The sequence below is a fragment of the Pseudomonas sp. SJZ074 genome (assembly GCF_007828215.1).
Lineage (GTDB): Bacteria > Pseudomonadota > Gammaproteobacteria > Pseudomonadales > Pseudomonadaceae > Aquipseudomonas.
Window position 1 is genome coordinate 19131 of record NZ_VIUE01000044.1, and the last position, 16430, is coordinate 35560.

Genomic DNA, 16430 nt, shown 5'->3' on the forward strand with positions numbered 1-16430 from the left:
CCTCTCTGAAAAAAATGCCCCGCCGGAGCGGGGTTGATTACCGGCCGTTAATGGCCTGCCAGATCTGGCCGCCAGGGCGCAGGTCTCTTGCAATTTGTTCCTGAGCGCCCTGCTTCGCCGCCCTGGCGTATGCCTGCGCTACAGCCTGGCTGGTGGAGCTATCAGCGCCTGCGCCCTGTCCCTCGGGCACTGCGAAGTTCTGTTGGATGACGACCTGATTGCTGCTCGATCTCAGGCCGCCTCCAACAGCCACGACGCCAAGTTGGCCGCCGGCCGTCCGGGTCAGTGGCATGATCGCCTCTTCCCCGGCCTCGCCCATCAAGCCAATCCCGCCGCCGGCCATGCCGAACGCGGTCGGCTTATTGACAATGGAATTGGTGAATGCCGCACCGTTGGCGAACATCTGCACACCGTCCGACCATGCCCCGCCCTTGGCCTGGATGCTGCCCGGTGTGAAACCTGACAGGTCACCGGAATACCCGGCCTGGGTTGAGCCTCCCGATGCCCCGCCGCCGAAATACGAGCCGGCAGCAGATGCAGCCAAGCCGAAAAGCGCACTCAACCCTTGCGATGCCGCCGTCCTGGTGGCAATCCGAGCCATATCAGCCAACACCGACTTGGTGAAATCTGAGAATGATCCCTTCCCGGTCATGGCAAAGTTAACGATCGCGTCCTCCATCGAACCGAAGGCGTTGGTGAACAGATTTTTCGTTTGCCCAGCGACGTCCCTCGCCGACTCCAGGTAGTTCTGCCACGCGGACGATGCTCCGGCGCTCCAGTCGCCCTGGGCTGCTGTCATCCCGTCGTAGTTGGCCTGAACCGTATCATGAAGATCCTGCTGAGTTGCCTTCAGCGCCGCCAGCTTCTGCGTGTACTCGTCAAGGCTCATGCCGCGCGAGCCATCGCCGTACTGGTTCGCCAGATCAAGCTTTTGCTGATTGAAGCGGTCGTCGATGCCGTTCTGCTGATTCATCAGATCGCGCTGACGATCTCCCAGACCAATACCTGCCGCTGCCCGCTTGCCCTGCTCACGCAAAGTTTTGACTTGTTGCTGCAGCGCGCTGCTATAGGTGTTGACGGCCTCGGTCTGCTTCTTCAGCCGGCCCTCTTCGTTCTTAGCCAGCACGCTCAGTTCGGTGTCAGCGTCCTGCTGAACCTTGACCATGGCGGCCCGGGCGTCAGCGATTTTCTGGTCAAGCTGGATACGCTGAGCCGCTGATGTGCCTGCCTTGCCCTTCGCCGCTTCCAACGCAGCGATCTCAGCCTCATATGCAGCAGTGACCTCGTCGCGTTCATTGCCGATCATGGCTTCACGCGCTTGCAGATAATCTGCCTGCGAGATCAGTCCAGCCTTCTGCGAAGCCTCCAATTCCTTCTGAGCATTTTTGTACTCGGCGAGCACGGTATTGAGCGCATTTTTCGAGTCGTTGAAGCCGGATAGATCAACGGTTGCAGCACCTGCTTTGGAATCCTTGTTCTGGTCGTCAATCGCTTTGCGCAGCTTGTCGTAGGCACCACCAGAGAATTTCTTTCCATCGAAATTCACGCCATCAAGCAGTGGCGACTTCTGGCTGGTCTTGTCAGCGTTCTGATAGAGCTTGGTGAACTGATCGTCGAGCTTTTTGTACGCCTCCTGACGCTTTGCGAGCGGGTTCAGGTTGTCCATCTGCTTGTCCAGTTCCTTCTGGACAGCGATCAACTCCTTGTTCGCCCGAGTCGCTTCGCCAGTGGCGGCAGCGTTGTTTTCGCTTGCCGACAAACGAGCCTTCAGACCTGCAAGCCTGGCCTCCAGCGCCGGCGTCGAGTCGTCGTTTTCACCGTCGCCAAGGCCCAGGGAAGAGTTCAGCCAACTGAGACCGTTCGATACCGCACCAGCAACGCCACCACCCTTCCGGGTATCCAGCACACGCTGCGTGATCTCGATCTGCTTTGCCAGATCAGGGAATATCTCCGACCGGACCTCAGCGTAAGCGCCCTTGATCGCCACTTTCACCCGATCCCAATCGCGTTCGATATCGGACAGGGACTCACGGTAGTTCTTTAGGCGTTCCTGAGCCGATTGATTGAGGCTTTCACTGAGGGTGTCCAGCGCTCGCTGATGGTCGCCCTGGTCATCAATCGCTTTGATGGTTTGGTATTGCTCGTAGGTGAGCAGACCATACTGGTCGCTGATCTTCTCCGCCGCTTCTGTGGCGGTGTCTCCGGCGTTCGCGAGCGACTTGGCGATGTCTCCAGCGCCCTTCCCTGTCACTTCACCTATTGCTGCGGCGGCCTGGGCCAGGTTCTGCATTTGGATGCCGCTGGTGGCAGCACCAGAGGCCAATGCAATTACCGCCTCGCGTGCGCCTGCAAAGTTCTCAGTGATCGCGCCAGCGGTTTCAGCCATCACCTTGAGACTGGCAATGCTCTGCCCGGCATCGTTCGATCCGCCATTGATGGCGATGTTGAACTCGCGGGCCTGCTTCTGTGCGTCGAAGTAGGCATAGCCTAGCACGCCAAGGACGCCTGCCAGCAAGCCGGCAGGAATCAGTGCCGCGGCCAAGCTCTTGGCAGAGGCGCCCGCACCAGCGCCCAACTGAGCAACAGCCCGCGCACCACTACCCCAATCCCCAGACTGCAGGGCATTGGTCAGCTGCATCACGTTTTCCTGAGCCTGGCGGGTGCCGAGCTTCAGCTTGTCGAATGCAGTTTCTGTCGCGGTCAGGCCATCACGGTCTTTGCCGATCTTCGCCAGCGCCTCACCGTACCGGGTTGCGTCGATTTGACCGGTTTTGCGCAAATCGTTGAGCGCTTTCTCCTGCGCCTCCAGCTTTGCCAACTTCGCAGTGACCGGGTCGATGCCGTTAACCGTGCGCTTCAACGCTTCAATCTGGCGGTTTTCCGCATCGATCAAACGCTGTTTCTGCGCGGCTTCCTTAGCCTCGGCTTTTTCGATCTTTTCGTAGGACTTGCCGAGGCGGTTCTGATACTCCTCCTGCTGTTCGATCGTGACCAGGCCACCCTTGCGAGCGCGCTCCAGCAGTCCTTCGGCCTGGATCAGTTGCTCCATGCTGCCGATGTTGCCGGACATCGCCTTGTCGAGCTGGCTGATGATCGCGATTTCACTGGCCGCACTGGCACCGGCCTTGCGGCTGGCATCGACCTGACGCTCCTTGGCGGCCGTGGCGTTGTCGATGCCCTGAGCGGCCTCATTCTCGGCCTGGCTGATTTTCTTGCCAGTATTGGCGAGGCCCTCGCCCGATTTGCCGAGATTATCAATCGCTTTCTCGGCATCGACCGCTGAATCGACCAACTTGTCGAGATCGTCAGCCGCTTTGGATGCAGACGAGGAGTTCACCTCGATGCCGAGGGACGCAAAAGTGGTGCTCATTTACTGTCCCTCTGCTCTGCCATCGCCCGCAGGGCTTCGGCTTCCATAACTCGGATGTCTGGAAAGACTTCGACTACTTCCGACCGGGTAAGCCCGAGGAAGCCAGCGACATGGCGAAGTGATGTGTAATCCAATCCAGTAGCGCCGCACGCGCCAGTACGCCACTGGGTGCTCATGGCCTCGAACACCTGGAATGCGGGCCATGTGTTCGGCCAGACTTCGACTTCATCACCGTAGTCTTCAGCCGAGAACCCGAAAGCATCCTGGCCTTGGATGATCGGCTGATAGAGGGCGCGTGCGACGCTGACTAGTTTCCCAAGCGGGCCTTGCTGTACGCCTCAGAGTAGGCCGCCAGGACCGCGCTTGGCGTGGCGCTGATGGAGCCGACCAGGATGCGAAGGTTTTCGTCGGTTAAGTCTTCGTCGATATCCCATCCCACGACGATTGCCTTGAGCTGCTCAACCTGAAGATCGATCAGCATGGCGGTGAACTTCTCCAGACCTACCTCTTCGGATCTTTCCCCAATGGCCTTATGCCGCTCACCCCAGCCCGCATAAAGGGTCGCCAGTTCGGCTCGGTCGCGATACTTGAACTCGAAACCCACCTTCACCGGCTCGCCACCAATCGTGGGAAGCATCACATCAGCTTTGAAGGTGGGGTTGTGGATCAGCTTGAACTTAGCCATGAAGCCCCTCCTTACGCGGCGTAGCGGATGAATTTAGCGACCACCGCGAACACGGCGGTCACAGCCATGATGTTGTTCTTGGTCATCGTGGGCACGTTATCGAACGAGACGAACGCGTTGTAAGTGATGACACCGCCCGAGGCGAGGTTGATACGCACCGCGCGAGGCTTCTTGTCGTCATCAGCTTCCAGCAGCGCATCGTTGTGCGGAAGCGCCGGGTCATCGGCCATGGTCAGCGTGAATGACAGCGCAGACTTGGAGGTCGGGATCTGGTGTTCATCGTCTTCTTCGAGGAACGAGTACGTGACGTTCTGCTGCTCGCCGCCGGACTTGTTCGACTCGGTAACCTGGCTGATTGGCACCCAGGTCAAGATCTTGCGAACCGAGCCGCCGCCTGCACCAGGGATAAAGCGCGCCGCGTTGAGCGTATTGACCGATTCCAGCACGAACGAATCGGTGGTAACGGTCTTGACCCGGGCAATGCGATTGTTCAAGCGTGCCCAACCGGAAGTGACTTCGACGTAGTCGCCGACTTCCAGGTCGTGGCCGGCGGACGACACAACGGCTTCGGAGGCATTGGTGATCGCGGTAAAGATGATCGGCGCATCGTACGAACCGGCGATAGCGGCGGTCGAGCCATTGGGTAGAAAAACGGCCATTGGTGTTTCCTCTTTTCAGAAATGACAAAACCCGCTCGGTGGCGGGTCCTGGGTGTGCCCAATGGGCGGATTAGTTGGTGTCGGCGCGGTACACGAACGAAATCGGAACCGTGTAGGTTGTATCGTCGGAAATACCTGGCCCCTGGTCTACTGGGGTCATGGTCACTACCGTCAGCGCGTTCTTCGTGTTTCGCTCGTACAGCGGAAACAGCGCAGTCAGTTCAGCAACAAGGGGGTTGGTCTTGGTCTTCCCGGTGTTGGCCGGCGCGGTGATGCTGACCTGGAACACACCAGTAAACAGCCGGTGGTCCCCGCCGAGCGTGTCACTCGCGGTATCGCCAGCGAGCGTGAAGGCACGCAGGTAGGTTTCGCCCGCTACCGGCGTATAGGCCGTGTTCTCGAATACGATCTTCAGCTGCTCCGACCTGGCATTGTTCCAGGCGATGAGCTTGGCTTCGTAGATCGAGGCGATGATTGCGTGACTCATACCTGGTTGTTCCTGATGGCTTCCTGCACGATCTGTTGGAAGCGGGCCACGGTGATGCGGACCATACCGCCCGGTGCCTGGGTCGAATGACCGAACTCCAGCGGGATGGCGTACGGCAGGTTGTTCACGATGAACGCTGTCTGCCCCGCCTTGAATTCAAGCGCACCACTGACCAGGCGGGCCGTGGTAGCCTCGCCAGTTGGGTCCGGTTTAATTCGAAAGCTGTTGTCCGGGGAGCCGATCGAGAAATTCCAGTTCCCACGGAACCTCCCGCCGACATAATCCTGGCCGGCAACCAGCCCGTTCACGTTGAAGTTTTGGTCCCGCTCGGTCTTTGTCAGCGGCTTGGCATACTTCACGCCGCGCTTGAGGTTGCCAGCCTTGGTGAAGTTGCTGTCGGTAAGGTTGATGACGGTGTTTCGGACAGCGACCTTGAAGTCATAGTCATCGGCTGCCCGCGTATTGGCCTGACGATAAGCTACGTTTGCCGCCCAGATTTCGGGATTGCCCACCGGCGACATGCGGATAACGCTGCTGCCGATCTCGATGATGATCTCTCGCAGGCTGGCATCGATGGCCTCGGTTGCTTGCTGAGCGAACTCAGCAAGGCTCAGCGCGAAACTGCCGGACTGTCCGGCACCCGCCCGGCTCACGACCGCACCTGCAGCTCATACAGGATTGTCGTTCCGGCAGGGTTGACCTCTTTCATTGGGGGAACAATCGACCAGGTGCAGCCTTGCGCAACCACCTTGTCGAGCAATCCAGGCACCCAGGCCATGCCTTGCGCTGCGATCTTCAGCTTCTTGTCGCCCTGCCTGATGAGACTGTTGGATTGGAACTCTTGGCCGGTGAAGTCTAGCAGGATGCCCTGGGCAATCTGTTCGATGGTTGCGCCTGGCACTTCGGTGCCCTGATCGGGATCGTACTCGCCCGGCTCCGTCCTGCTGATGGTCACGGGCTGGCCGAACTCTGTGATCATTTCCAGAGCCATCGCGGCCATTTCGTCGTAAAAGGCCATGGTGGCTCCGTATCAGCTATGCGCGAACTGCGAAAAGCCCGCGTTTCTGTAGGTAATCAGCGAACTGCGTCGCGCTTGGCCGATCCGGCGCCGCCGGCAACAGTCGGCCACTGGTGTTCGGGATTGTCGCGTATTCGCGAGTTACCACGCCCTCGACACGCTCGAGCGTCACAGCGCCTTTACGCTTGTCGATTGGGTCGATGTCGTCGGTGTGGATCTCGGCAGCTAGGGCCATCTGGCCGTACTGGATCCGGGCCGGCAGGTAGTTGTCAGGCTTGATCTCGCAATCCAGCTCAACGCCTCGTCGCGGCCAGGCCAACGCCTGCTCGCTACTCATTTTCCGACCTTTCCAGACCATGCCATCCATCGCCAAGGCGGACCGGCGCAGCAGCGCTTCCTGCGCTGGTACTTCCGCAGGAATGGCTACGCCGAACTTCACGGCGTACAGGGCCAGATCCTCAGCGGATGCGTAGCTTTCGGCGTCAGGCTTGCCGGTGCCGTCCTCGATGATAAGTGCCATGTATGAACTCGCTGTGTTTTTGGGGATCAGGCGCCGGTTACCCGGAGCCCGAAGTGTTACGCCTTGGGCAGATCAGCAACCGCCTTTTCCAGCGATTCTACCGAAGCGTTGGCTCGATAGGTGACGCCTGCCTTGTCGAGTTGAGCCTTCAGAGCTGCGACCTTGTCATCGTCTTCGCTCGCTTGATTGATAGCGGCTTTGAGGCGTGCGACTTCCTCCCGCAACGACTTGGCTTCAGTGGCCAAGCCGTCACGCTCACCCGCCAGCGAAGTGATGATATCGCTCACGGAGCCCAACGCATCGTACAGTCGGATCGGCAGCTCACCGGCGCCAGGATGATCGATCGGCGACTGACTTTCGACGGCTTCAATCAGCAGCACAATACCGTCGCGCTCCACATTCAGCTTGTCGATCAGATCCTGTAGCGCGGCACAGTCGTCAGCACCGACAACCAGCACTGACGCCGATTCAATCTGCCGCAGCGTCACCTCCGGCACTCGATCAGCTTCGCCATCCCGGCCTTCTGTCGCGTTCGCGTCGATAATGCGCAAGCCAGCTTCCTTGGCAAGTGCTTTGACATTCTCCCGGTACTGGTGGAACGGTCCGGGCAGATACCAGATGTTGTTCATGGTCGTGTCCTCGCTCAGCCGAGCGAGAAGCCCGGCTCAGCTATCAGGGGTTACTTGGAGGCATCACCGATCAGAGCCACACCGGCGGTGTGCTTGATGCTGGTGGCGGTCTTGTCCCAGTTGGTGCCGGTCGCCAGTTCGGCGTCGGTTGGGGACTTGCCGCCGGCGGTGGTGTCCCAGGTGTAACCCTTCAGGCCCAGGCCGAAGGTGTAATCGGTCTGGAGAGTGGTTTCGATACGCTCCTTGCCGTTGGTGGTCTGGACGTTGCTGATGATGTCGCGGCCGTCGTGGACCAGCGCTGCACCTTGAACCAGGGACAGGATAATTTCCTTGTTCGGGGTGCCGGCCTGCATCAGCGCTGGGGCGTCAGTCACAACGGAGACCTTGCCGAGGATGTCCACCACACGAACGTTGCCCGCCTGAAACAGCTGCTGCTGGTTCGCCAGGTTCTGGCCTACCAACTTGTGGTAGCTGGTGCCCTGCATCACCTGGGTGACCAGGTTCTGACTTGCATCGCCGAACTTCGCGTGAGCGTTGTTCAGGCCAGCGTAAGTGATACCTGCGGTTGCCGACACATCGTTAACCGCGGCGGCTTGTGCGGTGATCGCTGCAACCAGAGCGGCGATCGCGGTGTTCAACTGATCCTTCAGCAGGATCTCAGCGAACGCACGGCTGGCGACTTCGATGCCTTGCGCAGTCGGACGCTCCAGCCAGGTCATCTGCGATGGCTCGTAGCGGATCGGACCGAAGCCACCGGCAACCTTCACCGAAGTGTTCTTCAGTTCGGTCAGGTCGGTTGCAGCCACGGCGCCGTTGGCACTGTAGCGATCCACGCGGCGCTGAGCAGCGGCCAGGGTCTGGAAGAACGACTCTTGGAGGAAGTCGCCGGTGAAGCCATCCGGGGACAGCACGATTGCGCCACGGCTTGCGGCGTTGAAAGCAGCCAGGTACTGATCCAGCGTCTCGAGAGTCGCCGGCATGATGTACTGGTTGAAAACCTGCATTTGCGACAGGGACATGAGTTATTTCCTTACGATTGAGGGAGATCCGGGAACCGGCTCGCGATCGCGGCCTGTCGTTCCTCTTTGGTGCCGCCGATTTTTCCTTTTGCGGCCCCGCCGCCACCTCCAGCACCAGCAGCCCCGCCGCCTGATGCCTTGCTACCCGCGATCAACGGCGCGAAGGCCGAGTCGTTTGCGAATTCTGCTTTCAGCTCGTCCAGCGTTGCCGCCGAGAGCTTGCCCTGCTGGTCGAGAACGACCACGACAGGCTTCCCATCCCGCTGTTCGACGCTCAAACGGCGCTCGATGTGCGGCAACAGGGCTTTGGCGCTGCCTGGAATTGCCAGGGCAGACGCGATGTCAGTAGCGGTACGGCCCACGGTCAGATCCCGGATCTGCGTGCTCAGCGTGCCGCGCTCCTGCTCCAACATTGCACTCAGCTCGGCCTCGCGCTTGCTGTACTTCTCGGACCAGGACTTTTCGAGTTCTTCGACGTTGCCCGACTTGCGAGCGAGCTCTTCACGCTCGAGGCGCGCAGCCTCTTCGGCTTCTCGCGCTTTTTTCTCGGCCGCTTTCTTTTCGCCGAGCAGCTCATCAACCTTGGCTTTCAGGCCGGATACATCTTCAGGCTGTGGCAGTCCTTCAATACCGAGTACGAACTTTCCGTCCTTCTCGGTGTAAAGCGCGCGCACGGTGTCATCCACCCCTTCCAGAGTGTCCAGCTGATATTTCAAACCCATTTTTTGTCTCCCAGAGACGTAGATGCAGGCCCTGCCTGCTATTTGATGCCTGCCCGCTCGAACGCCAGAGGCTCTAGAGCCTTCATCTGTACAAGGGTCAGAGGTGAAAAGTTGCGATCAAGCTGCAGTTCGGAGAAGCGCTCAATGCTCAAGCCGCCCTCGCGGAATAGCTTGGCGCGGACCGGGCCGATGGCTTTGTCCTGAAACGCTGCCGGCTGCTGCTGTAGCCACTCGTAATAGCTGAGGTCTGCCCTCACCTGCTGGGCGCCAGCGTCACCGATGGATGCCCGCGTGGCGTCCTTGGAGAACAAGACGCTGAAGCGCGTCACCGCCACCACCGTCGAACGGCAATTGATGTGGATCGGCGGCCTCGGCCCCTCGGTCAGCTTGAACCGGTGCTTATCAAGCGTCCGGCATTGGCTGGTCGTCTTCGAATCCAGCGTGCTGACCCACTCCACCGCCGGCACGACATCGGAATTCGCCTTCAGCGTCTCCATGCGCGCCTGGGTGGCGACGTGCTGCACTGCCGTGCGCACAATGGCGCCAGCGTTGCGGTTGGTCGTGGCCAGGATGCCGTCGTTGTACTGGAGCGCCTTGGTGCCCCGGATATTCTTGATGATCTGGAAATTCGTCTGGCCTTCGAAGAAGCCCTGCCTGATCGCGCCTGTGAGGCGTTGCCGTTCGGTAGCGGTGAAGCCATCAATGAACGATTTGAGCAGCTTCCCGCCATCAGCGCCGCGCACACTGAGCGGATTGGTGAGGATTGCCGCCCTGATTGCAGCAGCACCTGGCACCGCCGCGTCGAAGGTGACGCCCACCGGTGCCGCCCGGGTCAAACTGGTCGCTTCAAACTCGGCCTCGTAATTGGCGATGTCCACCAGGTCGAGATTCAGCTTCTCGCTGTACCGGTCGAAGATGCCCAGCAGTAGGCTATCAACCTCGCTCAGCAGCCGCTCCAAGCGCGCGACGGTGTATTCCGTCAGGTCCGTCCGGGTCAGTCGCTCACGGATCGAACGGTCGATCTCCTTGAGAAAGGGCGCGAACTTCGCCACCTCCCCTGACTTCAGTTGCTCAAGGAACACCGCATGCCGGATGGTGGCGTCAAGGATTGCTTGGTTTGCCGCCATTCGGAATTACCTCAGTGTCGTCCAGGGCTGGCCCAGTGCTTTGCGCTTCCAGCTCATCCCGGATTTCGTCGTCCGTTTTCTCTGCATTGATCACGCCGCGATCACGCAGGTACTGCCAGAAGTCGCCTTCCGGCAGCTTGCCGCCCTGTACTGCGTTGAACAGCGCCGCAAGGATCGTTGCGTCCAGAGTGATTTGGCTGAAGTCTTGGTTGAGCTTGTAGACCACTTCGCCGGGGGCATTCACGAACTCGGCCATCCAAGCCAGGCACTGGCTGTACGCTTCGCTGACGTTGCTCACTACCAGGGAGAGAACGCTGTGTTCGGCGGCGCTGTCGTTGTCAGCCTGGGTGGCGGTCTTCACCGCGCTACCACGCTCGATCAACCGGGCCCCGAGTGACACCATGTCTTCTTTCTTGGCGTCCATTGCCTCTTTGGCTACGGTGTTGGGTTGCGCCTGCCATACGCCACATGCGCCATTCACAGGGAGCAGCCAAGGCGCCCTGGAGCCCAGGAAGATCCCCGCCTTTTCGAGGTGGTCGCGCCACTGCTCATCAAGGCCGGACATCCACGGTTGCGGCTGGCCCACCAAGTAAGCTGCCTCTTCATAATCCGCGCTGTTCCGGTAATGCCCGATGTTCACTTCGGCCATGTCGTACAGTGGGGAGTCGTCGATGCTGGTGTCGTTGTTCTCGCTGCCCAGGAACTGGAACGGGATGATCCGCCAGCGCTGGCCGGAACCGTTCAGCGGAGCGAAAGGTGCCACCGTCATCTCCGTCTTGCTGGAGCCTTCTTCCCAAACTTCCTGGGTATACACGCCAGTGGCATCCAGGCGCAGCACGCGATACTGCACAACCTGCTCACTGCCGAAGCCGTCGTCAGTGTCGACATCGACCTTTTCGCGCAGCACAACCAGGCTCAGCATGTGCTGACCGCCAACCTGGCGCGTCTTCCAATTGATGATCGATTCAGCTGGATAGCTGGCGACGTTTGCGCGGGCGCGCCCCGCCTGCTCGTCGGCCCTGCTTACGGTGCCAGACTCAACAGCGGCATAGTCGACCAGTAGGCCGTGACGACCGACCTCAAGCAAATGCCCGATGACCGACTGCGACTGCTGGTAGATGCTGACGCCCTGTCCGTCGATATCCTTCGACACATAGTCGAGTGCTCCGGGAACGGTCAATGTCGGCCAGGTACGGAACACTGCGCCCACCAGGCTGTGTTTCGTGCGCCCGGTGGCGTTGTAGAACACTGCGCGCTTCTTGTATGCGTCATACCGGTCGCGATTGTCCTGGGACTTGTCCGAGGCATTCGGCCTGGGCAGGTAGTAATCGCCGGCAGCCTTTACCGTTTCCGAGCCCTTGCAGACGTCGCGCACCAAGCGCCAGCGGTACTGTGCCGCCGTGTACTCGGGACGGGTGAAAGTGACGTCCGTCATCGAGCGACCCCCATTTTCATTGCGGTGACCGGTTTGATGATCGGGTACTCGCGGTGGATGAAGTAGCCGCCAGCGTCGTTCGCGTGATCGATACCGGCGGTTTTGTCTGGCTCCCCGTTCGCCCCCCAAACCTGCTGTTCCAGGCCATCGGCGTAGGTCGGACAGGTAAATGGATTGACCAGGTAGCGGCGCTCGCCTTGCGCATTGCAAAACATGGCGTTCATTGCGTTGATGCGGTCCTTCACTGGCGGGTTTGCCGCCGGGGCGATGACCGCGAACCCGGCCTGCTTGAGCATGGCAAGGTCGGTGATGCTGGCGTTTACGGACTTGCGCGAGTCGCCCGAAGCATCCGGGTAAATCCTGATCTCGCACGCCTTCTTGAAGTCGTTGCCGTCGTGCTGCCAATACCGCTCTTTGATCCGCCGGATCATGTCAGGCGTGTCGTAGCCATCAATCAGTTCATCAACCGCCCTGGGCAGCCCCTGGTCACGCTTGACGTGTGTGATCGCTGCCATCTTGCCGACGTTGAAGTCCATCCCGATAAACAGCGGCTCGCCAGGCTGCACGGTGTCGAAACACTGGTTCAACTTGCGGTCATACGCCGTGTAGATCGTCCCGGACGTCAGGTTGACGAACTGGCCCTTCAGGTAAGCCAGGATCAACTGTGGCGGATACGACTCCATCAGCGACTCGATGTAGTCGTCCGGCAGGTTCAGCTCATTGTCGAAGGTGCTGGCTTGAACCAGGCCATACATATCCTTCAGTGAAGGCTTGTCGCGCAGCTGCTTCACGAACTGCTGGAAGACGAACTTGAAGCCCTCAGGCGTCGTGGTGACGTCCACCCCGTTCTTCAGCCCGGGCAGGTTGTACCGCATACGGGCAATGATCTTGCGCCAGGCCTGCTGCGCTTTGACTGCGGTCAGCACGTCCAGCTCATCCACCAGGGCGTGACCGATCTTGAAGCCGACAATGGTCTGCGGCTTCTCCATCGAGCGGCATATCACAGTGCCGCGTGACTGCCGGCCGCTGTAAATGTGAACCTCATGGTTCGCCTGGTTGATCTTTGTCTTCAGCCCCCAGTCGTAAGCCACCTCATCCATGGTGGGATAGAAGATGTCCCGGATCTGCGGGTAGGTCGGGGCGAAGTAGCCAGCATTGACGCCAGGCCACTCCATGAAATGCTTGCTCAGCGCCGAGCACCCCACCCAAGTCTTGCCTGAGCCGAACCCGGCAACGAACGCACGGAATTTGTGGGGAAGCGTGAGGAACTGAGACTGGGGAACATTAAGGCTCGGCATTCGGTTTCCTCGCATCCACTACGTCGACCTGGATACGGGTCGGAATAGCCGGCTCATCGTCTGGCTCTTCCTTCCGCTGGCGATTCACGTAGATATCGCCGACTTCCTTGGCGGCCTGTTCCAAGATCTGCATGGCAAGGCCGATGTTCTTCATCGACTCTGCCCGCTCGACAAACCGGTTCATGGCCCGCAATCGATACGCTCGGTTGGCGATGGGGATCTCGGCCGTCTCTTCGCGAAAGCGCTTTCGGGTGTCGTGGAACAGGGCCACCCACTTCTTCGCCAGGTCACGGCCTGCGCGCTTCGTTGGGTCTTGGGCCTCGCATTGCTGACGACTCACTTCAATCCCGAATTCCTCCCGGACAGCGGCTGCAACTTGAGAGGGAGTGTCAAAGCATGCCAAGGCCTGAACGATGAAGCCTTTCACCTCATTGTTCAGGGCTGCCATAGGGTAAATTCCGTCTTGGGTCTGTCAGGGGTCAGGCCAATCTGAGCAGACAGGTTCCGCAGGCCCTCGCAATGTTCAATTTCCCCACCTCAGCAGGACTGTTTGCAGCATCTACCAACGCTTGAACGTCAGGGCTCGCACCGTAGCGGCGGACCACACCGATGAACTCTTCGACGTCATGCCCCTGGAGCTTGATCTTCGGGGCGCCGTCCTGGGTGAAGGCTGGCTGACCGTATTTGTCTTTGGCGTGGGCCAGGTGATAAAGCTCGTGCTCTATCAGCGCACAGAACTCCAGGTCGCTGCACTGGGCGCAGTAGTCGGCAGCCAGGGTGATGATGAAAGCCGGCACTTCGCCGAACCAATCACGCATCTGTTGCTCCATCCGGGCCTTCTGCCAACCGCCGGCCCGGAACGCTATCTGCTCGGCTTGGCCCAGGACGGTGCGGCCCTGCTTCTCGAATGCTGATGATGCCCATATGACCCGCACGTCGGCGTCGATCAGGTGACCATGGTCTTCGTTGTGGATGCTGCCCGTGTCGGCAAGGATCTCGGCTTGGAGCCATTCCCACACTTCTGGCGCTGGTGTCAGGCGGATGCCGAAGTCGGACATCTCGGCCAGCTCAACCAACGACAATGGAGGGTATGGCCTTTCCATGAATCACCTTGAGCTTGAAATAGTGGCGAGTTGCCGGTATTGATTGGGTTCAACTCAACGCAAGGAAAGCAACATGTCCACAACGATCAACGCATCAGTATTAAACGCCGCGAACGCAGATCTCACTCCGAACGTAAAGCGCGCTTACGCAGTCGCCGCGGCGCTTGAGGCGATTGCCGCCAAAGCTGCTGGGGGTTCTGATGTAAACCTTAAATCTGAGTTTTTCCATCTCTCCTAGTACGCAGACAAGATCCAAGATGCGCTTAAAGTGAAGTGATCCTCCCGTGCCGCACTCACCTGCGGCACACCACCAACAATCGGAGCGAAGCAGTGACTGGCAACATCGAAACATTTGATCAGCTTACGGGGCTAATCTTTGCAAAGCTGTACGAGCGCTTTCCAATTCCCGCCAGCCTGGACATCATGGAATTTCATGAAGTGTTCAGTTCAACCGGGGAAGAGGCAGACATTGACACATCATTTTTTAACGCCTCGGTTCGCTGGCTGATTGACTCGGGATACATCTCAGACCGAGCAATATGGGCGGGCACGAATAATTTCCAACAATGCACCCTCACAGCTAAAGCTCTTGAAATATTGAAGGGTACCCCTTCGGTTCTTTCTGGAAAGAGCATTGGCGACGAATTGCAAACTGCCGTAAAGAGCGGAACTCTTGAATCTTTAAAAGCGCTCACCAATGAAGCGCTAAGCCGTGGGTTCGGCATTGCGATAAAGACCGTAACTGACCTGTCTATCTAGCAGACAGGCATCCTCAACCGCGACACAATTTGCTGATTCGCGAAACGTGTCGCGACTTACTCAACCTTCCGGCTCGGCAACTTAAAGTCAGTCACCCGATCCGCAATGTTCCGGATCTTCTCCACGCCCAGGAAGCCAACCCAGCCCCCGGCGAAGGTGGCCATGCTCTGCGGCAATCCGAAGAAGTCCAGGCCACTGATAATCGTCAGGGTCAGGCCGCCACAGATGGCGCCTTCCACCAGCATCTGGCGACGAGTGCCGCCACCGTAGGTGATCCGCAGAACGGCCATCGCGCAGGACAGCGCAGCCGCATAGAGGATCGGCGAGTGCTGGCTCAACCACGCAAACGCTATCGCCCATGTGTCTGGTTTGTCTGGCATGTTTGGCATCTCGGTTCCTCCCCGTCAGGGAGTGATGGATTCGTGCAGGTTTAACCTGCGGATTTGGATCAGTTCCGGCAGTTCATCCAGCCTGGAGCGATGAGAGCGGGAAGCCGAAAACAGAACGCCTAGACCAATGTCGAGGGTGTTAAATCATAACTCCAGACACACAAACGCCGTTGACGAATTATGCGCCTAGGGTTATAATTTTCCCATCAAGCAAACAAGGAGATGGAGGTGCAAAGCAGGCAGTTGATAAAGGAGCTTGAAGCCGCTGGATGGGTTCTAGATCGAGTTACAGGAAGCCATCACATGTTCAAACATCCAAACAACCCCCAGACAGTTCCAGTGCCACACCCCAAGAAAGACCTACCAATTGGAACTGTCAGGGCAATCAAGAAACTAGCCGGGTTGATGTAACCCGGCTTCACCCCTTGCACCTCCTGAGGAGATACACATGCAATATCCAATCTGCATCGAGTGGGGCGACGAGAAGACCGCCACCGGCATCCAGATTCCAGACATCCCGGGCGCGATTACAGCCGGCGACACATTCGAAGAGGCCTACAGCTCTGCTGTCGAGATTGCCAACATCATGCTCGAAGAGATCGCGTCGAGCGGCAAACCAATCCCGCTGCCATCGGCGACAGCTCATCACCGTAGCAATCCGGAGTTTGCCGATATGGGCTGGGGGATGCTGGAACTGGACATTACCCCCTACCTGGGGAAAACCGAGAAGGTCAACGTGACCCTTCCTGGCTTTGTGGTGCAGCAGATCGACCGCTTCGTCCGGGATCACAACATCAAGAGTCGCTCGTCATTCTTGGCTGACGCAGCCATGGAAAAACTGGGCCGGTGAGAAACCGCTGTATATGCGGAGGCCCTGAATAGGTGCGCGTGTCTTTCCACGCCGTCCGCCAAAGACCTTCGCAGCGTCGACGCCCCAATGCATCGATCTCGCCGCTCAAGTCTCGCGCCACCCGGAAAGCATGTGAGGTCAAGGTGCGCGGGCTGCCGGTGTTGTTTCCGTACGCCGCACTACCGGCTATCGACGTCCAGGCCGTCCCGAGGGCTGCCCTGGCTACAGGTGAATTTGAGGCAATAAAAAACCCGGCTCAGTGGCCTAATGCTGTTCACTTAAGCGGAGCGGCCTTACGATCTACCGGATACCGAGTTTTGGAAATCTTCACTGTCCTCGGCCGCCCTGGCCTTGGACGGT

Annotated in this window: 21 protein-coding genes; 4 read left to right on the forward strand and 17 right to left on the reverse strand. The window is 59.1% G+C overall.

Going from position 1 to position 16430, the window contains the following annotated elements; all coding sequences use genetic code 11:
* Positions 1-37 precede the first annotated feature (37 nt).
* The 16 genes from FBX99_RS27480 to FBX99_RS27555 all read right to left on the reverse strand — a co-directional run bounded on the left by FBX99_RS27480 (position 38) and on the right by FBX99_RS27555 (position 14072).
* On the reverse strand, positions 38-3370 hold the full coding sequence (locus FBX99_RS27480) for a phage tail tape measure protein (protein WP_145133597.1): 3333 nt from the start codon (positions 3368-3370) through the stop codon (positions 38-40).
* On the reverse strand, positions 3367-3645 hold the full coding sequence (locus FBX99_RS27485; protein WP_145133641.1) for a DUF1799 domain-containing protein: 279 nt from the start codon (positions 3643-3645) through the stop codon (positions 3367-3369). Before FBX99_RS27485 ends, FBX99_RS27480 begins: the two co-directional genes overlap by 4 nt.
* Before the next feature lie 32 nt (positions 3646-3677).
* Entirely contained in the window at positions 3678-4055 is a 378-nt protein-coding gene (locus tag FBX99_RS27490; RefSeq protein ID WP_145133599.1) for a phage tail assembly chaperone, read from the reverse strand.
* Positions 4056-4066: 11 nt separating this feature from the next.
* Positions 4067-4714 carry a phage tail protein gene (locus tag FBX99_RS27495; protein WP_145133601.1) on the reverse strand — a complete coding sequence of 216 codons (648 nt, stop codon included), beginning with the start codon at positions 4712-4714 and terminating at the stop codon, positions 4067-4069.
* Positions 4715-4784: 70 nt separating this feature from the next.
* On the reverse strand, positions 4785-5201 hold the full coding sequence (locus FBX99_RS27500) for a phage tail terminator-like protein (protein ID WP_145133603.1): 417 nt from the start codon (positions 5199-5201) through the stop codon (positions 4785-4787).
* A complete protein-coding gene (locus FBX99_RS27505) occupies positions 5198-5854 on the reverse strand; it encodes a hypothetical protein (RefSeq protein ID WP_145133605.1) in 657 nt (218 codons plus the stop codon). Before FBX99_RS27505 ends, FBX99_RS27500 begins: the two co-directional genes overlap by 4 nt.
* Entirely contained in the window at positions 5851-6219 is a 369-nt protein-coding gene (locus tag FBX99_RS27510) for a hypothetical protein (protein ID WP_145133607.1), read from the reverse strand. Before FBX99_RS27510 ends, FBX99_RS27505 begins: the two co-directional genes overlap by 4 nt.
* 16 nt (positions 6220-6235) lie before the next feature.
* Positions 6236-6739 (reverse strand): DnaT-like ssDNA-binding protein, encoded by a 504-nt coding sequence (locus FBX99_RS27515; RefSeq protein ID WP_145133609.1) that lies wholly within the window; start codon positions 6737-6739, stop codon positions 6236-6238.
* 56 nt (positions 6740-6795) lie between these two features.
* Positions 6796-7368: a hypothetical protein gene (locus FBX99_RS27520; protein ID WP_145133611.1), complete on the reverse strand. Its 573-nt coding sequence runs from the start codon at positions 7366-7368 to the stop codon at positions 6796-6798.
* A gap of 50 nt (positions 7369-7418) precedes the next feature.
* Positions 7419-8387 carry a major capsid protein gene (locus tag FBX99_RS27525; protein WP_145133613.1) on the reverse strand — a complete coding sequence of 323 codons (969 nt, stop codon included), beginning with the start codon at positions 8385-8387 and terminating at the stop codon, positions 7419-7421.
* An 11-nt stretch (positions 8388-8398) separates the two neighbouring features.
* A complete protein-coding gene (locus FBX99_RS27530; protein ID WP_145133615.1) occupies positions 8399-9109 on the reverse strand; it encodes a hypothetical protein in 711 nt (236 codons plus the stop codon).
* 38 nt (positions 9110-9147) lie between these two features.
* On the reverse strand, positions 9148-10236 hold the full coding sequence (locus tag FBX99_RS27535; RefSeq protein ID WP_145133617.1) for a minor capsid protein: 1089 nt from the start codon (positions 10234-10236) through the stop codon (positions 9148-9150).
* Entirely contained in the window at positions 10211-11671 is a 1461-nt protein-coding gene (locus tag FBX99_RS27540) for a DUF4055 domain-containing protein (protein ID WP_145133619.1), read from the reverse strand. Before FBX99_RS27540 ends, FBX99_RS27535 begins: the two co-directional genes overlap by 26 nt.
* Positions 11668-12969, reverse strand: a complete 1302-nt coding sequence (locus FBX99_RS27545) for a terminase large subunit domain-containing protein (RefSeq protein WP_145133622.1) — start codon at positions 12967-12969, stop codon at positions 11668-11670. The genes FBX99_RS27540 and FBX99_RS27545 overlap by 4 nt, the downstream gene beginning before the upstream one ends.
* Complete coding sequence (locus tag FBX99_RS27550) at positions 12956-13417, reverse strand: DUF2280 domain-containing protein (protein WP_145133624.1); 462 nt, start codon at positions 13415-13417, stop codon at positions 12956-12958. Before FBX99_RS27550 ends, FBX99_RS27545 begins: the two co-directional genes overlap by 14 nt.
* A 31-nt stretch (positions 13418-13448) precedes the next feature.
* The gene (locus tag FBX99_RS27555; protein WP_145133627.1) at positions 13449-14072 is read right to left on the reverse strand and encodes a putative metallopeptidase; all 624 of its coding nucleotides are present in this window, start codon (positions 14070-14072) and stop codon (positions 13449-13451) included.
* 73 nt (positions 14073-14145) lie between these two features.
* Here FBX99_RS27555 and FBX99_RS29005 point away from each other — a divergent pair, with 73 nt between their 5' ends.
* Together FBX99_RS29005 and FBX99_RS27560 are read left to right on the forward strand one after the other, a co-directional pair.
* Complete coding sequence (locus tag FBX99_RS29005) at positions 14146-14310, forward strand: hypothetical protein (protein ID WP_178112103.1); 165 nt, start codon at positions 14146-14148, stop codon at positions 14308-14310.
* Positions 14311-14402: 92 nt separating this feature from the next.
* On the forward strand, positions 14403-14831 hold the full coding sequence (locus FBX99_RS27560) for a hypothetical protein (protein ID WP_145133629.1): 429 nt from the start codon (positions 14403-14405) through the stop codon (positions 14829-14831).
* A gap of 56 nt (positions 14832-14887) precedes the next feature.
* On the opposite strand, the gene FBX99_RS27565 is transcribed toward FBX99_RS27560, so the two are convergent.
* Positions 14888-15220 (reverse strand): phage holin, lambda family, encoded by a 333-nt coding sequence (locus tag FBX99_RS27565; protein WP_145133631.1) that lies wholly within the window; start codon positions 15218-15220, stop codon positions 14888-14890.
* A gap of 228 nt (positions 15221-15448) precedes the next feature.
* Here FBX99_RS27565 and FBX99_RS27570 point away from each other — a divergent pair, with 228 nt between their 5' ends.
* Both FBX99_RS27570 and FBX99_RS27575 read left to right on the forward strand, forming a co-directional pair.
* The gene (locus FBX99_RS27570) at positions 15449-15631 is read left to right on the forward strand and encodes a type II toxin-antitoxin system HicA family toxin (protein WP_145133633.1); all 183 of its coding nucleotides are present in this window, start codon (positions 15449-15451) and stop codon (positions 15629-15631) included.
* A 37-nt stretch (positions 15632-15668) separates the two neighbouring features.
* Positions 15669-16070, forward strand: a complete 402-nt coding sequence (locus tag FBX99_RS27575; RefSeq protein ID WP_145133635.1) for a type II toxin-antitoxin system HicB family antitoxin — start codon at positions 15669-15671, stop codon at positions 16068-16070.
* The last annotated feature ends 360 nt before the right edge of the window (positions 16071-16430 follow it).